At 51.2% G+C, this 17,080-nt stretch carries 10 protein-coding genes and 2 tRNA genes; 4 read left to right on the top strand and 8 right to left on the bottom strand.

Features of this window, described 5'->3' with window-relative positions; genetic code table 11:
- Together FHC49_RS20325 and FHC49_RS20320 are read left to right on the top strand one after the other, a co-directional pair.
- A partial coding sequence (locus FHC49_RS20325; protein WP_220440725.1) for a hypothetical protein occupies window positions 1-470 on the top strand: 470 nt, incomplete at its 5' end.
- A complete protein-coding gene (locus FHC49_RS20320; RefSeq protein ID WP_032170231.1) occupies window positions 470-1,162 on the top strand; it encodes a hypothetical protein in 693 nt (230 codons plus the stop codon). The genes FHC49_RS20325 and FHC49_RS20320, both read left to right, overlap by 1 nt.
- Window positions 1,163-1,340: 178 nt before the next feature.
- Here the strand turns inward: FHC49_RS20320 and FHC49_RS20315 are convergent, their stop codons facing one another.
- The 6 genes from FHC49_RS20315 to FHC49_RS20290 form a co-directional block, all read right to left on the bottom strand.
- A complete protein-coding gene (locus FHC49_RS20315; RefSeq protein WP_032170229.1) occupies window positions 1,341-2,603 on the bottom strand; it encodes a GIY-YIG nuclease family protein in 1,263 nt (420 codons plus the stop codon).
- A 3-nt stretch (window positions 2,604-2,606) separates the two neighbouring features.
- Window positions 2,607-4,622 (bottom strand): DEAD/DEAH box helicase, encoded by a 2,016-nt coding sequence (locus tag FHC49_RS24790; RefSeq protein ID WP_032170227.1) that lies wholly within the window; start codon window positions 4,620-4,622, stop codon window positions 2,607-2,609.
- Between the two features lie 40 nt (window positions 4,623-4,662).
- On the bottom strand, window positions 4,663-7,335 hold the full coding sequence (locus FHC49_RS20305; protein ID WP_032170225.1) for a DNA methyltransferase: 2,673 nt from the start codon (window positions 7,333-7,335) through the stop codon (window positions 4,663-4,665).
- Window positions 7,336-7,529: 194 nt separating this feature from the next.
- The gene (locus tag FHC49_RS20300) at window positions 7,530-8,744 is read right to left on the bottom strand and encodes an integrase arm-type DNA-binding domain-containing protein (RefSeq protein ID WP_032170224.1); all 1,215 of its coding nucleotides are present in this window, start codon (window positions 8,742-8,744) and stop codon (window positions 7,530-7,532) included.
- Window positions 8,745-9,044: 300 nt separating this feature from the next.
- Window positions 9,045-9,139 (bottom strand) — tRNA-Sec (locus FHC49_RS20295).
- A 385-nt stretch (window positions 9,140-9,524) separates the two neighbouring features.
- A tRNA-OTHER gene (locus FHC49_RS20290) sits at window positions 9,525-9,618 on the bottom strand.
- Between the two features lie 290 nt (window positions 9,619-9,908).
- Between FHC49_RS20290 and FHC49_RS20285 the strand changes: the two genes are divergently transcribed.
- Window positions 9,909-11,303, top strand: coding sequence for a glycoside-pentoside-hexuronide family transporter (locus FHC49_RS20285; RefSeq protein WP_220440724.1), 1,395 nt, complete (start codon window positions 9,909-9,911; stop codon window positions 11,301-11,303).
- Window positions 11,304-11,314: 11 nt separating this feature from the next.
- The gene (gene yicI / locus FHC49_RS20280) at window positions 11,315-13,633 is read left to right on the top strand and encodes an alpha-xylosidase (protein ID WP_220440723.1); all 2,319 of its coding nucleotides are present in this window, start codon (window positions 11,315-11,317) and stop codon (window positions 13,631-13,633) included.
- A gap of 213 nt (window positions 13,634-13,846) precedes the next feature.
- Here yicI and FHC49_RS20275 read toward each other — a convergent pair whose 3' ends face one another.
- Together FHC49_RS20275 and FHC49_RS20270 are read right to left on the bottom strand one after the other, a co-directional pair.
- Entirely contained in the window at window positions 13,847-15,523 is a 1,677-nt protein-coding gene (locus tag FHC49_RS20275) for an AsmA family protein (RefSeq protein WP_220440722.1), read from the bottom strand.
- Between the two features lie 119 nt (window positions 15,524-15,642).
- The gene (locus tag FHC49_RS20270; protein ID WP_185667508.1) at window positions 15,643-17,034 is read right to left on the bottom strand and encodes an NCS2 family protein; all 1,392 of its coding nucleotides are present in this window, start codon (window positions 17,032-17,034) and stop codon (window positions 15,643-15,645) included.
- Between the last annotated feature and the right edge of the window lie 46 nt (window positions 17,035-17,080).

Below are 17,080 nucleotides of genomic sequence, written 5' to 3'. Positions count from 1 at the left end.
GGCTTTTTTTACGCACTGCGGTTAATGATTTCATGGATAGCGTCCACCATATTTGGTGTCCACTATCCTCTCAGGAATATCAGGATCTGCCAGACGGTGCTGAGACGACGCTTACTTATATCGAACGTCATCCCAAACAGATCAATCTTACAATTGGCGGGCTTAGGGCTGCTCTGCAGCGCACTGCAGATGGTGATGATTTGCTCATCCGCGCTGCTTTCACACTGTCTCTGCACCCGTTTCAGGCGCTAAAGGTCCGTTACAGGCTGTATGACGAAAATCTCTCTGAAGTAATTCAGGAAATGGAGCATCCTGATTATATGGTTGCAGTTTCCCAAGAAGAATTTGTTGATTCAGAGGGTAACCAAATCTCGCTCAGTGATCTGCACCGCAGGACGTTTCCTTATTTTGTAAATATGTTCAAGGCCGAACCCGATCCTGAATCTACAGCGAGTAGGAGGATGGATTGATGTCTCAGGGGCCACTTGAGGATATGGCTTTGGCTGCAGGCTACAGTATGCAGCATATTTTTGCAGTTGCGCCACATCTAATGGAGCAATTGGTCAGACACAGCCCGCTGACGTACGACGATTTTGTCGCACAAATTGATAAAGATTTAAATAACGTCATCACCATTACTGAATCCGGCAGGCAGCACCACATGGATAAAGGGGAGGATGCCCTCACCGATCACATTCTTTCTCAGCTCAAGCAACTATACCCGTCAGCACATCATGATGCGCAAAGCGGCGGTCACTGCGACTATTACTTTGAGGTCAGAAGTGCCCACGGTGAGCTCTATCAGTGGGTCGCGGAAGCCAAGTTGTGGAACGGGTTCGAATATGTCTATCAGGGACTTAATTCTCAGTTAATTGGAAGCTATGCCAAAGGTGGCGTGAACAATTGCAGAGGGGGGTTAATTTTCTATTCGAAGCTCTCAAATGGTGCCAAATTCGCCATGGACGAATGGCATACAAAGCTTGGCGACAAAGGGATTCATTGCCATAACAGACGTTCTGACGGCTTGCGCTTTGACACCGATCATAAGCTCAATGGTGGAACTGGCGCAGACTTTTTCGTCAGGCATTATTGCGTTGATCTTTATCATGCACCGACTCAACAGAAGCTGGACAAAGCGGCGGCAAAAATGCAGGCCCGATGACCGGGCCTTATCGTGAATGTATATGATTTCTGAAATGTGTGACTAAGTGTTCTGGATTGTGGCTGGGGTGTTCAGTAACGAAGAGGAAAAGAATAACCGCACCGACTTGCTTTATGCACGGACCATCCTAATTATTATCGCCGGATTCGCAGCATGGTGCTGAGGTAACTTTCACGTCTCAAGAGTGACCAGTATCTCTCTTAGCCACAATCTTCCCTGTTGTATTGTCCATCCGGTATTGCGAAATTGTACCGTCAAGAATGTACTTGATCACAGAGAGCACAGTCGCTAAAGGCGCATGAAACCATTCGCGGGGATGATAAGTTTGTCCATCTAAACCCAGTAATGTGATATTGAGCCGTTGCTTACCTAAAAAACCGTGAATAAGCGTTTCAAATTTGTGAGTGTTGATATTGAAGCATTGCGTAATCATGACTATACGAACGGGTGCTTCGAGGAATGTTTTATCTTTTTCAGCGTGTTTGATGCGCTCTTCGATAGTTCCTTCAGTAAAGCCAATTTTATACAAATCAGGTTTAAAACGTTGAAGCGCTGGCTTGTCGCTATGCGTGGCAAGGACATAGACATATCCTGTCGGAACCGGAGCTTCATCAGGACGAATTGCCTGTCCATTTAAAACAACTTTACGACCTTCAGTATCTCGTACCAGACCGTGCGTAAGCGAGAGGAAAAGCATATTCATCTCAGTTCCGTTTTCAAACACCAAATGTAAACGTGCATTCCAAGGTCCATATTCCTCCAACCGCTCACCAACTTTATCTACATAGCCCATAACCCCATTGAGAATAAAAAAATCACCTTCATGAATTTTTAACTCATGGCGGAAGCGAACAAATGAAAACGCCCCCGCTTTCAGACCATTTTGGACTGTCTCAAACAGTGGGGAAAATCGATAAAAATCAGGGCACGGCTGTCGTTTGGCAATTTCGTCAGGCTGTGTTTTCTTTTCAATCGGAACATGTTTTAACGTGAAAATATCGGGCTCAGCAAATGAGAGCAATCCATCATCGTCATCAGCAAAGATATCGTCCAGAGAGGTGACCAACTCCGACCTATCAACCTCAACGGGAGGAACTGAGAATGATACAGATGATTCAAGTGGATTTTCGTTATTTTCGCCTGCGAGTAAGCCATGAATATCAAATGGCTGCAACATCTCGCGATATTGCTTGTTATCTTTGAGAGCCCTCAAACGTTGTGCTAGCAACGTTTCCTTAAATTCCTCCGAATCGGGTAGAGGTGGACGCCCATGAACCACATAAAATGCATTAATTTCTTCTAATCTGCTTACAGGCAGATTACCCGTAGAGGAATATATTTTTAATGGTTCGACTACGAGTAAACCAAGATCGTCTGGTTCAGAAAAAATGTCATCAATTGTCACTTTTTGACGAACTTGAAGAGGTGAAAGTCTGAGCATAAGTTACGGTTCCTGTCGCACAATACGCTGTTGTTTCATTTTACGGATGTAAGCTAACGCTTCTGCATAACGAACCTCTATTGCGTCACTGGCATTCAGCGATGGCTCCCTTTTATGCTCACTGGCAAACGCTTTAATTCTTGGCCAGAGCATCACAGCTTCTTCCTCAGATACCTGCGCCTGATTCGCTCTGACTGCTTCCTGAATAGTTTTTAGCATCGTCGCGGTGACTGATTTTGATAGAATCTCATAAGCACCGTGGAAAGGATTTACCGCATCAATTAAGTCAATATTCAAGTTTTCAATATTAATGAATTTATCACCCATTTTTATAAACTGATTGTTTACGTTTAATGAATCATTCGAATTGCCGGAACGCTGACCTTGGCCGTTATCAATGATGGCATCCGACGGCAAATCGGCTTCATCAACTAACCCACCACATTGGCCTACAAAAAGACTCTGTAAAATACCGCTGCGAACCTGTTCTAGTTCGTATTCAGTCAGGTCAGGGTGAAGCGTTTGTATCACCGATGGTAACACTACCTGAGTAATTACCTCAGGCGGTATTGACTCGGTAATAGCCTCTTTAACCACCTGCTCATTCGCCATTAGCGCCGCCAAGATCTCGTTTTTACCGCCGTTAAGGATTGTTAGAACCTTGTCTGATACCGGTAATGCATGATCATCAACCAGAACCGTATTGGCAGGTAACGGTTCTCCAGTCCATTGAGATCGTGGTTTAAATTGAATATTTGGAGCCATGATTTGCTCCATCAACAACGAGGTGGTGATGGCTTTAAGCATGTTGTTTACTGATACTTTAACGTCATCATCTTGAGCATCAGGCTGAGCAATAAGGTTGGTAAATTGTGCGTGAGTTTTGCCTTCACAATCCCGTGTCGCACGCCCAATTATTTGCACAATCTCCGTCATCGAGCTGCGATAACCAATGGTCAGTACATGTTCACAGAAAGGCCAGTCAAACCCCTCTTTCGCCATACCTAACGCAATAATGATATCCATATCGTCAGCAGAGTGGATATTACGCAGATACGCCTGTACTTTCGGTCTTTCCGCTGGGTTATCATCTACCAGATTCGCTACGCGCAACAATTTGCCATCGCTTTTGCGTTTCACTCGATAGATTCCGGTATCTGGTTCTTGCAGTTGCACCTCACCCAACGCATCCAGGATGGCATCAACCTCGGCATGTTTATCTTTCGTTGATTCGCCGGAATTAACATTGGGAATATGGATGATGGTTTTCTTGCTGGCATCCAGCACTGAAGGTAACGCCTTGATGTATGGGCCCTGATAAAAATGGTAGCCAATGCCTAAAGATTTTAAATACTGGTATCCATTGAGCTGTTCGTAGTAGGTATAGGTCACTTTCGTGAACTGGGCTTCATCCTCAGGTTGCAGAATGGGTACGGTATCCCCTCGGAAGTAAGAACCAGTCATTGCAACAATATGCGCATTAGAACCTTTCATCAGGGCATCAATCAGATTGCCCAGACGGTTGTTTTCATCCGCAGAGACATGATGGAACTCATCAATAGCAACCAGGCAGTCATTAAACGATTTAACATTCAGCTTATCGAAAGCAAAACGCAGGGTGGCATGAGTACAGACCAGAATGTCGTCAGGGCTCGCCATAAATCGTTTAAAGGCTTCAACCTTCCCAGCCTCTCCACCGCCAATGCACAGATTATTTTCAGGTTTTACCTTCCAGTCAGCAAAGAAACCATACTCCGTGAGCGCAGTATCTTTAAACGAACCACCGATGGACATTTCAGGGACCGCGACAATAGCTTTGCGTAAACCCTGGTTAACAAGCTTATCCAGGGCAAGGAACATTAATGCTCTCGATTTACCAGACGCTGGCGGAGCTTTGATAAGTAGATAAGGGTTGTTGCGCTGTTCAAAGGCTCGTGCCTGCATTTCCCGCATACCAAAATCATTAAGACGCGCACTTTGCCCAGTCTGGCCGTAAGTCACCTGTAAAATATTTTCCACAATGCAATCCTCTGTATGCCCTGGCTGGCAGAGCGAAAGCTTATGCTTTAGTCAATGATTCATAACGCTGTAGCAAGCAGCTTAAACGCTCAGTGGCGTCCTTGAATGGTTTGTCACGATAGAGACGATCAACAAACTTATCCAGTGCCTGATGGGCTTCTAAAAGGTCAGCTGGCATTTTAAGCGGATCATATAACTCAGCCAGAGTGCTTTCTGGATAATTCTCACGTATTAGTAACACCGATTTGGCTAGATCGATAAGAGATTTACGCTGCGCATCAGTCACGTCAGGCCATGGGAACGAGTTGTAAACCACTTTCGCTGAGTAGCGGTAGTCACTTTTTAGACGCCCGGCGACTAACCGCATCCAGTCGTTGTGTATTAAAGAGGTGAGGATGGAAAATTCGTACAATGTACCATTAGGAATAATGTAGTTTGCATTAGTTGAAATCACATTTGCATCATAAAAACCTATAGGTATATATGTTCTTCTCTCCGATGAAACACTTGGAATCAATATATAATCATCAGGATTGTTTAAATCCCTGAATTGATGAGGACGCTCAGCCATTTTTTGAGCTCCTTTATCAGGGCTTTTCCGTCGAGCTTCAGCCACCTTTTGAACCCGGTTGAAAACGTGCGGCATAGCTCTAAGCTCAGCATCCGTTATGTCTGCTAGCCATAAGCACCAACGCTCTTTCGCATTTAGAAATTCATCAGCTCCCAGAACCTTCTTTATCCAACGGGCAGCTTGTGGCTCCACTTCAAGAAGCTTATCCCGTTCGTGACTATTCATCAGCAAATGACCACCGTCAGTAGGTTTATTTCCAAATAATAATTGAGGAACATCTTTTATTATTGGTTTGGATTTCGGCTCCACAACGATATTGCTTCCTTCAACAAGATAAGGGCTTATATTACCGACCAGTTTACTGTGCCAATTAGCATCCACTAATTGGTAAAGTTGGCGCGTTTTACTTTTTCCTGATAAACCAATAACAACTACGTGCACTGCGGCCTTATCACGTGCATTGTTCGCCCAAGTAAATGTCTGATACGCAATATGAATATGTAACCCTAGCGCGAAAATCGGTGGCCATAGAGTTGCAACTTGCTCCCCTTGACAAAGAGAATTAGTGGCCACTAAAGCTAGTTCAGCGTGGCTATTTTGGATATATTGCGCACCCTTCCAGAACCAACATGCAACAAAATCCAAACCACCTATTGTTTTGAAATTGCTAAACACTTTCTGCATATCAGAACGCTGTAGCTCCGAACGACCAACCGTCCCTAAAAAGGGAGGATTACCAATCACATAAACTTCATCATCAACCTTTTTTGGACATACTTCCTGCCAGTCTTTTTGCAGACTGTTACCGCTCCAAATTTTACCTGATGAACGCAACGGTAATGCTGGTGGTGCTGAACCAATGTGTTCTTCCCATTGTTTATTTAACTGATGCTCCGCAAGCCAGAGAGATAGACGTGCTATCTCACAGGCAAAATCATCAATTTCAATACCATAGAACTGATCAAGATGGATACTACTCATAAAGATCGATTGCGGATCACTTTCTAAAAGTGCTTGAATAACATCCATCTCCAAAAGACGCAGTTCTTTATAGGCGACAATCAAGAAGTTCCCTGAACCACACGCAGGATCAAAAACTTTCATTTTCCCCAGACGGAGAAGCAACCGTTTGAGACCATTCGTGTTTGTGCGTTGTTTTTCAAGCTCTGAACGCAATGGCTCCAGAAATAATGGTTGTATAACCTTCATGATATTGCTGTATGAAGTGTAATGCTGTCCTAAGCGGCTACGCTGCTCCACATCTATCACAGCTTGGAACATGCTGCCGAAAATGTCAGGGTTAATCTCGCTCCAGTCCATTGCACTGCATTCAAGTAAGATACGTCTACCTTTCAACCCCAACTCTGGAACAGGCTCATCACTGGCGAATAAGCCACCATTAACATACGGGAATGCGGTTAAATGAATCGGAAGTGACAGGCGTAATTTACTATTCGGTTTGCTGTTCATCACGGCAAACAGGTCTGTCAGAAACTGATCTAAATCACTGCCATCTTCGGCGGTGTAGCTCTTAACTGCGGAAGTAAACTGACCTTTTTCAAAGATGCCTGTGTCTTCGGCAAAAAAGCAAAACAACAAACGAGTGAGGAAAACATTAAGCGCGTGAATATCTTCTGCTTTACTTAAATCATTACGCTCCTTGATAAGATCAAACAGCTTTCCCATCTTCTCAGCGGCTTTCACATCGGCCGGGTTTTCACTATTGAGAATAGCCTTCTCCAACCCTACCAGCGGTAAGAAAAAACCGTAGTTACGTGGTAACTCTTCAAACTCAATATCGAGACGTTCCTGTGTCAGTGTGTCCCAGGCTAAAAAGCGAACAAAATTTGTTACTAGAACAAAGCGGATCTTATTTTTTGCAACAGCCGCGTCGGCAACACGTTGCTCAAAAGCAGATTCAAGATCATCAGTATCCGCCACTGGCTGGTAGTAGAGTTTATTTTTTAATGCAACGTGTGCTGGCTCTTTCGCAACATTACGTGCCCCACCTTGCCGAATCTGACTCAGCGTAGCTTTAGGGAACTCAAAGGCAGTTAAAAAGCCGTAAATAAATTCGCCTTGCTCAGGATTTTCAACAAGTTGTTCGAGCTGTTCAAAAATCTTCGCCTGATTAACTGCCATTGCTATTCCTTAAAAACTAAAGTGCCCGTAAAGGATTATGCACTCATTCTACCCGAAGGAAACTTTATCAAGCAGTTCCAATACATTACCCAAAATATATCAAAAAAATAAAAAAACTCTTGCTATCCTCCTACCACCTTACGGTGGTAGGCTTAAATCAGCCATCTTTACATCTAGGTGGCTGCTATCTTGATCTATGCTGTTTGCCTAATCGACTCTTTGATTACTTCCCGGCTTTTATGCAACTCACCTATATAATCTGCATACCACTGCATCATCTCCCTACGGCCATCAAGATATTGTGCATGGTTGTATGTTCCGCGAATGGCGTTCTTATCAACATGCGCAAGCTGCGTTTCAATCCACGCTGAGTTAAAGCCCTGCTCATGCAGAATAGTACTCATTGTGTGGCGGAAACCATGCCCCGTCAGTCTGCCTTTATACCCCAGCAACTCAATGACTTGGTTAATGCTTTCTTTACTGATCGGCTTGCGAGGATCATTCCTGCCAATAAACACCAGGGGGTGATGTTTTGATATCGGCTCAAGTTGCTTAAATAGCGCAATGACTTGCTCTGATAGCGGTACAATATGGGGCCGCTTCATTTTCATTACTTCCGCCGGGATCTCCCACAATTTTGTCTCAAAATCGATATCATCCCAGCGTGCGAAACGCAGTTCTTGCGTGCGTACACCGGTTAACATAATGATTTGAGTGGCTGTCTTCGTGATGATACTGCCGGTATAACCCGCCAGATCGTTGAGGAAGTGAGGAAGTTCATTGGCAGTAAGGAAGGGGAAGTGTACTTTTTTCGGCGTAGCTAAAGCGCTGGCAAGATCGGGGGCGGGGTTGTAGTCAGCCCTACCAGTGACAATTGCATATCGATATACCTCGCCACAGCGCTGGCGGACTTTGCGCATTTTCTCCAGCGCTCCACGTTTCTCCATCTTACGCAGTGCTTCCAGTAGCTCCATTGGTTTGATTTCGGCTATAGGACGTTTACCGATATAGGGGAAGATATCTTTCTCAAAGGTGTCGATGATTTCATCACGATAGCGTAATGACCAGCGATCGGCTTTAGTCTGATGCCACTCGCGAGCAACGGCCTCGAAAGTGTTTTTCAAACTCATTTGCTGGGCCACTTTCTCTTCTTTCTTTACTTCACCCGGATCGCCTCCAGCAGTGAGAATTTTTCTGGCTTCGCTGCGTTTCTCGCGCGCGTCGGCCAGTGAAACATCGGGGTAGACGCCAATAGACAGCATCTTTTCTTTACCGGCGAAGCGGTACTTCATTCGCCAGTATTTGGAACCATTAGCGTTAATCAGCAGATACATACCGCCGCCATCAGCCAGCTTATAGGGCTTTTCTTTTGGCTTCGCAGTTTTCACTTTAACATCGGTCAGCGCCATGACATCCTCCGGCTTTTGATGAATCCATCTTCCTGGGGGGATTTCCGCCAGTAACCGACCTGATACCCCCAATGCACCCCTTGTATAGCAAAGATGTCTTTAAAACCCCTTGTTATATCTCACATTTTTACCATTATGGGGGTGCCGATATTTTAAGAGGGAAATGACACCCCCGAATGCACCCCCAAAAACCGCTTGATGCAGGTTGAAGCTGGTTGACCTCAGGATACAAAGAAGGCTTGATATATAAGGGATTACAAGGGGTTTTGTTGACGTCGGGAGATTTCAGTAGAGGCAAACTGGCGGAAGATCACAGGAGTCGAACCTGCCCGGGACCGCTGGCGGCCCCAACTGGATTTGAAGTCCAGCCGCCTCACCGGAGACGACGATCTTCCGCGCCTGCATTGCTACATGGAGGCGGGGCGCATTATAGCTACTTTCAATCATTTACCACATCCCCCCAGGGCACATTTTTCGCCCCGTAGCCCGGTCATTTTCGGACTTCCCAGATAAAACCCTGCCTTTTCTTGGGGTTACATTTTTCCGCTGGAACACCGCACACAATTTACCGCACTTCTTGCCCGATGAATGGCGTAAAAACCACCGCCATAACAGAATATTTGACCATTTCACGGCCATTTAGCCTCGCGTTTATCAACCGCTGGCCGCGCAGGCTTACGGCGTAAACGAGCCGGGACAGTCTCTGTACGGAAAAGGACAACGCTAAGGGAGAGTATAGATAAAACGGATAAATACTTTGGCGGAAAAGTGAGCGAATTTTGGCGGAGATCGCAGGAGTCGAACCTGCCGGGAGCCGCAGGCGGCTACCACTGGAAAAGATGTCCAATCGTCTCACCGGAGACGACGATCTTCCGCGCCTGCATTGCTACATGGAGGCGGGGCGCATTATAGCCACTTTCAATCAGTTACCACATCTTTACTTACATTTTTCGGCATCTTTTTTATATCTGCCGCACGGCATGGATAGAAATTCCTACAAAATCCGTAAGTTACACTTCGACACACTCTACCCGCCAACCCAGATCACATAAATCAAGAAACGTAATTTGATAACGAGATATCGCAATTCACCTTATACGGCGGATGGTTTAAAAAACATGTAACCGGTACCAACGTGGCTTCGGTGCGAAAAGGGTTTGAAAGATGAAGAGTGAAGTATTATCTGTCAAAGAGAAGATCGGCTACGGCATGGGCGACGCCGCCAGCCATATCATTTTCGATAACGTCATGTTGTACATGATGTTCTTCTATACCGATATCTTCGGTATACCCGCAGGTTTTGTTGGCACCATGTTCCTTCTGGCGCGCGCGCTGGATGCCATCTCCGACCCGTGTATGGGGCTGCTGGCCGACCGTACCCGCAGCCGCTGGGGCAAGTTCCGCCCGTGGGTGCTGTTTGGTGCGCTGCCGTTCGGCGTGGTCTGCGTGCTGGCCTACAGCACCCCGGATTTCAGCCATAACGGCAAACTGATTTATGCGGCGATCACCTACACGCTGCTGACCCTGTTCTACACCGTGGTCAACATCCCTTACTGCGCGCTGGGTGGGGTGATCACCAACGACCCGACGCAGCGCATCTCGCTGCAGTCCTGGCGCTTCGTGCTGGCGACGGCGGGCGGCATGCTCTCTACCGTATTAATGATGCCGCTGGTGAATCTGATCGGCGGCGACAATAAAGCGCTGGGCTTCCAGGGCGGTATCGCGGTGCTCTCCGTAGTGGCGTTCCTGATGCTGGCTTTCTGCTTCTTCACCACCAAAGAGCGCGTGGAAGCGCCGCCAACCAATAACTCGATGCGTGAAGACCTGCGCGACATCTGGCACAACGACCAGTGGCGCATCGTCGGCCTGCTCACCATCCTCAACATCATGGCGGTCTGCGTACGCGGCGGCGCGATGATGTACTACGTCACCTGGATTATGGGCTCCCCGGCGCTGTTTACCGCCTTCCTCACCACCTATTGCGTCGGCAACCTGATTGGCTCGGCATTAGCCAAACCGTTGACCGACTGGAAATGCAAAGTGAGCGTCTTCTGGTGGACCAACGCCATTCTGGCGGTCCTGAGCCTGGCGATGTTCTTTGTCCCGATGAACGCTAGCGTCATCATGTTTGCCTTTATCTTCGTGATTGGCGTTCTGCACCAGCTCGTGACCCCGATTCAGTGGGTCATGATGTCCGACACCGTTGACTACGGCGAATGGCGTAACGGTAAACGTCTCACCGGCATTAGCTTCGCGGGCACGCTGTTCGTGCTGAAGCTCGGCCTGGCGCTGGGCGGCGCGATGATTGGCTGGATGCTGGCCGGCGGCGGTTATGACGCTGCGGCCAAAGCGCAGAACCCAACCACCATCAGCATCATTATTGCCCTATTCACTATCGTACCGGCTATTTGCTACCTGCTGAGCGCCGTTGTGGCGAAGCGCTTCTACACCCTGAAAACGCCGTTCCTGGTCAAGATGATGGCCGAACTGGCGAGCGGGGCGCACCGCACTCAGCAGGATTTTGAAAACGTATCTATGAAACAATCTCTCGGGAATTAAGAGGACGAACTATGAAGATCAGTGATGGAAACTGGATGACCCAACCGGGTCTCAACTTGATTCATCCTGTCCAGGTGTTTGACGTTGAACAGCATGGCAATGAAATGGTGGTGTACGTGGCGCCGCGCGATGTGCGGGAACGTACGTGGCAGCTGGACACGCCGATGTTCACCATTCGCTTTTTCTCTCCTCAGGAAGGGGTGGTCGGCGTGCGCATTGAGCACTTCCAGGGCGCGCTGGATAAAGGCCCGCACTACCCGCTGAATGTGCTGAAAGATGTGAAGGTACACATCCAGAACACCGCTGAGTTTGCCGAGCTGAAAAGCGGCAACCTGAGCGTGCGCGTCACCAAAGGTGAATTCTGGTCGCTGGACTTCCTGCGCAACGGCGTGCGTATTACCGGCAGCCAGCTGAAAAATAACGGCTACGTGCAGGACAGCAACGACGATCGCAACTACATGTTCGAGCGTCTGGACCTCGGCGTAGGTGAAACCGTTTACGGCTTGGGCGAGCGCTTTACCGCACTGGTGCGCAACGGTCAGAACGTTGAAACCTGGAACCGCGACGGCGGCACCAGCACCGAACAGTCCTACAAAAATATTCCGTTCTACCTGACCAACCGCGGCTACGGCGTGCTGGTGAATCACCCGGAAAACGTCTCCTTCGAGATTGGCTCTGAGAAAGTCTCCAAGGTGCAGTTCAGCGTCGAAGGCGAGCATCTGGAATACTTCGTTATCGACGGCCCAACCCCGAAAGAGGTGCTGAACCGCTATACCCAGTTCACCGGCCGCCCAGCGCTGCCACCGGCCTGGTCCTTCGGTCTGTGGCTGACCACCTCGTTCACCACCAACTACGACGAAGCGACGGTCAACAGCTTTATCGACGGCATGGCGGAGCGCGACCTGCCGCTGCATGTCTTCCACTTCGACTGCTTCTGGATGAAAGCCTTCCAGTGGTGCGATTTCGAATGGGACCCGGTGACCTTCCCGGACCCGAAAGGCATGATCCAGCGCCTGAAAGACAAAGGGCTGAAGGTCTGCGTGTGGATTAACCCGTACATCGGCCAGAAATCCCCTATCTTCCAGGAACTGAAAGAGAAGGGCTACCTGCTCAAACGCCCGGATGGTTCCGTCTGGCAGTGGGATAAATGGCAGCCGGGCCTGGCGATTTATGACTTCACCAACCCGGAAGCCTGCCAGTGGTATGCCGACAAGCTGAAAGGTCTGGTAGAGATGGGCGTCGACTGCTTCAAAACCGACTTCGGCGAGAGCATCCCGACCGACGTTCGTTGGTTCAACGACGCCGACCCGCAGAAAATGCACAACCACTACGCCTACATCTACAACGAGTTGGTGTGGAACGTCCTCAAAGAGAACCTCGGCGAGAAGGAAGCGGTGCTGTTTGCCCGTTCCGCCTCGGTGGGCGCGCAACAGTTCCCGGTGCACTGGGGCGGCGACTGCTACGCCAACTATGAATCCATGGCGGAAAGCCTGCGCGGCGGCCTGTCTATCGGCCTGTCCGGCTTTGGTTTCTGGAGCCACGATATCGGCGGCTTCGAAAATACCGCCCCGGCGGATGTCTACAAGCGCTGGTGCGCCTTCGGCCTCTTCTCCAGCCACAGCCGCCTGCACGGCAGCAAATCCTACCGTGTGCCATGGGCGTACGACGAAGAGTCCTGCGACGTTGTGCGCTACTTCACCGAAATGAAGTGCCGCATGATGCCGTATCTGTATCGTCAGGCGGCGCTGGCGAACGAGCAGGGCACGCCAATGCTGCGTGCCATGATGCTGGAATTCCCGGACGACCCGGCGTGTGACTACCTCGACCGTCAGTACATGCTCGGCGACTCTCTGGCGGTAGCGCCAGTGTTCACTGAAGCGGGCGACGTGCAGTTCTACCTGCCGGAAGGCCGCTGGACGCACCTGTGGCACAACGACGAGGTGCAGGGCAGCCGCTGGCATAAACAGCAGCATGACTTTATGAGCCTGCCGGTGTACGTGCGCGACAATACCCTGCTGGCGCTGGGCAACAATAACCAGGTGCCGAACTACGCCTGGCATGAAGGAACCGCGTTCCAGCTGTTCCATCTGGAAGACGGCCGTCAGGCGGTCTGCGAAGTGCCAGCGCAGGACGGTTCGGTTATCTACACGCTGACCGTGAAGCGTCAGGGTAACGTGATTACCGTGACGGGCAACGGCAAGGCGAGCGGCTGGACGCTGTGTCTGCGCAACATCCAGCAGGTGGCTGGTGTGCAGGGCGGCGTTCAGGCGGGCAGCGAGCTCGGCGTGGTGGTGACGGCGCAGGGTAATGAGCTGGTGATTACGCTTTAGTCTTGAGGGTGCCCCCTCACCCTAACCCTCTCCCCACGGGGGAGAGGGGACCGATAGTGCGGCTAGCATGTTTGGTTTTCTCCCTCGCCCCTTTGGGGAGAGGGCCGGGGTGAGGGGAACACTCGCACAATCTCTCTTGTAGCCCGGCCAAGCGCAGCGCCGCCGGGGCGGCTCCGAGCCAACCCCGGGGTCGGCGTGAACGCCTCGCCCGGGCTACTTTATCATTCCACCCTGCATCTGCTGGGTGACTTCCTGTTTATCCATATTTACCGCATGCAGCTCCCCGTTTACCGTTGGCTTCAGCGGCGCATCGGCCTGTACATTCCCGCTCGCCGTCAGCTGAATGTTCCCGTCGCCGGAAATCGGCAGCGCAGGCCATCCCCATTGCTGGAGCACGTTCAGCGGCACGCCGCGGCCGTTCAGCGTTACGCGGGTCTGGCGTTGTGGCTGCTGGGCCACGGTGGCAGTGGCTTCCAGAATGCCTTTTTCGGTAAAGGCGCTCAGTTCGGTGATATTCACGTTTGAAGCATCGGCGTTCAGCGTCATGGATGGGCGGCGTACGTCAACTCGGTTAAAGGTTGCCGCCGCGCCGTTCAGCGTCGCGCTGCCGCCCCAGATGCCCCACTGGCGATTTTTCGCTAGCTGCAGGTTGGCCCCGTAGCCGTCCAGCGCGGTGACCTGCCACGGGAAGTCCGGGGTGATATCAATCACCAGGTTACGGCTGGCACCGAATTTCTTCAGGGTCACGCTTTGCAGCCACGGCGGCAACTGCGCCATCCACAGCGTTTTCCAGTTCTCCGGCAGCGTATATTCCAGCCCGGCGAAGACCGCGTCGTCCAGCACCAGCGCATTCCCGGCGCGCAGCCAGTTGCCGGAACTGCGCACCATGCCGCCTTCCCAGCGTGAGGTGAACTGGCGCAGCGCAATGCCCTGTGGCGAGAATTCGGCGTTGAGGATCGGATCGAGCAGATGCAGCGAGCCGTAGATAAACTCGCTGGCGTTCATCGAAATTTTGCCATCATCGCTCTGCCAGCCGCCCTGGCTGAGGGTCAGGTTGCGCAAGTTGAGGTCGAGGTCGGTGACCGCCCAGTCCGGCCCCTGCAGGTGCGCGTCGGTAATGTCCAGCCGACCAATCTGCAACGACGGTACGGTAGTCAGCGGGGCGAGGAAATCGAGCAGCGACTTGTCGCTTTGCATGCGAATATCGTTAAGACGCAGATTATCCACCACCCAGCTGCCGTCGCTGTTGCGCCGCGCATTGCCGGTGAGCGAACCGCGCGCCATATCCGCGCCAACGGTAGTTAAGGTGACCTCGCCGTTATTGAGCGATCCTTCAATCAATGCGTTGGTGGCCGGTACGCCGTTAAGCGACAGCGACCCTGCGCTCATCTGTATCTGAGCCTTGGTGCCGAGCACGTTGCCCGCCACCGGTGCCCACGGCATCACGCCGCCGGAGACGCGCTGTGCGCTCAGTTCCCAGCCGGTTTCCGGGCTGTTTAGCGCCATGTTGCTTAGCTGTAGACGGTCTGCGGCAAACGGCAGCGGCGCGGTGGAAGGGGACAGATTCAGCGTGCCATCCTGCAACAGAATAGTGTCGACGTGCAGCGGGTCGGTTATCTGGCGCGAACTCAGGCCGATATCCACCGCTTTGGCGACCAGCGTTGCGGGTTTGCCGTCGCGGCCAAAGGTGACATTTTTCAGCAGGATATGTGAAGGTGAAGAGAAGCGATGATCCATCGCGTCAAACGTAATGTGATAGGCGGTGTTATCGCTCAGCCACTGGCTAACGTGGCGGGCGCCCCAGCGCGTTTGCAGCAATAAATAGAAGGCTAATATCACCACGAACAGGGCGATCAGCAGCCAGATAATGAGCTTTCCAAGAAATTTCATGATCTTCCATCCTGTGAATGGCACATAAACCTGTTATGCATGATTTATATGCAATGCTCAAGCTGGGAATCGTATTATTCGATGTCAGCGGCAGTGGCGGAACCACTGCCGCAAAGGGATTACGCTTTTTCCGGTGGGAAGACCAGATTGAGGATAATCGCGGTGATACCCCCGGCAGCGATACCGGAAGAGAGCAGGTTTTTCAGCCAGTCCGGCGCAAACTGCAGGATTTGCGGCTGCTGGGAAACGCCCAGGCCGACGGCCAGCGACAGCGCGATAATCAGAATCGCACGGCGGTTCAGCGGTTCGCGGGAGACGATGCGCACGCCGGATGCGGCGATGGTACCGAACATCACCAGCGTTGCGCCGCCGAGCACGGGCTCAGGAATGTGCTGCACAAAGCCGCTTACCGCCGGGAACAGGCCAAGCACGATCAGCATCAGCGCCACCACAAAGCCCACGTAACGGCTGGCAACGCCGGTCAGCTGAATCACGCCGTTGTTCTGCCCGAAGCAGGAGTTCGGGAAGGTGTTGAAGATGGCCGATACGCAAGAGTTCAGGCCGTTCGCCAGCACGCCGCCTTTCAGGCGCTTCATATAGACCGGGCCGGAAACCGGCTGTTCGGACACGTCAGAGGTGGCGGTGATATCACCGATGGTCTCGAGCGAGGTAATCATAAACACCAGCATCAGCGGCAGCAGCAGGCTCCAGTCGATGCCCAGGCCGTAATACAGCGGCGTTGGAATGGTAATCAGGCTGCTGTTCGTTGGTGCGGTGTTTTCCGGCAGCATGCCGAGGAACCACGCCATCAGGTAGCCTGCCGCCATGGCAATCACCAGAGAGGCGATGCGCAGGTACGGGTTACGCTGGCGGTTAAGCAGAATAATGATCGCCAGCACGATCCCTGCCAACAGCAGGTTTTTCGGCGCACCGAAGGTGTGGTCTGCCATCGCCGCGTAGCCGCCGCCAATGGAGGTCAGGCCAACCTGAATCAGCGACAGGCCGATAATCATCACCACCACGCCGGAAACCAGCGGCGTAATCACGCGGCGCGCCAGGTGCAGCACGCGGGAGATAACCATCTCGGTGCAGCTCGCCAGCATCAGGGTGCCGAACAGCGCCGCCATCATCGTTGGCACGTCTGCACCACCGGTTTTCAGCGCCGTGCCGCCCATGATCAACGGCGCAACGAAGTTGAAGCTGGTGCCCTGAATCGACAGCAGGCCAGAACCCACCGGACCCCAGGCTTTAATCTGGATGATGGACGCCACGCCGGAGGCGAATAATGACATGCTGATAATGTGCTGAGTGTCTTCCGCCGGCAGGCCGAGCGCCTGACAGATGAGCAGCGCCGGTGTGATCACCGCGACAAACATCGCCAGCAGGTGCTGGAACGCCGCGAACAGGGTCTGCGGCAGCGGTGGGCGATCTTCCAGACGATAGATTAATTCGCTGTTCTGCGAATGCGCAATCGGTTGCGCATTGGCTTGATCGAGTGTGTTAGAAGACATCTCAGAGGTAATCCCGTGGTGGAAAAGTGGCGATTTTAGCGGACTG

The organism is Kluyvera sp. EC_51 (genome assembly GCF_019584505.1).
Taxonomy (GTDB): Bacteria; Pseudomonadota; Gammaproteobacteria; order Enterobacterales; family Enterobacteriaceae; genus Kluyvera; species Kluyvera sichuanensis.
This window is presented reverse-complemented; position numbering and strand designations above follow the sequence as displayed.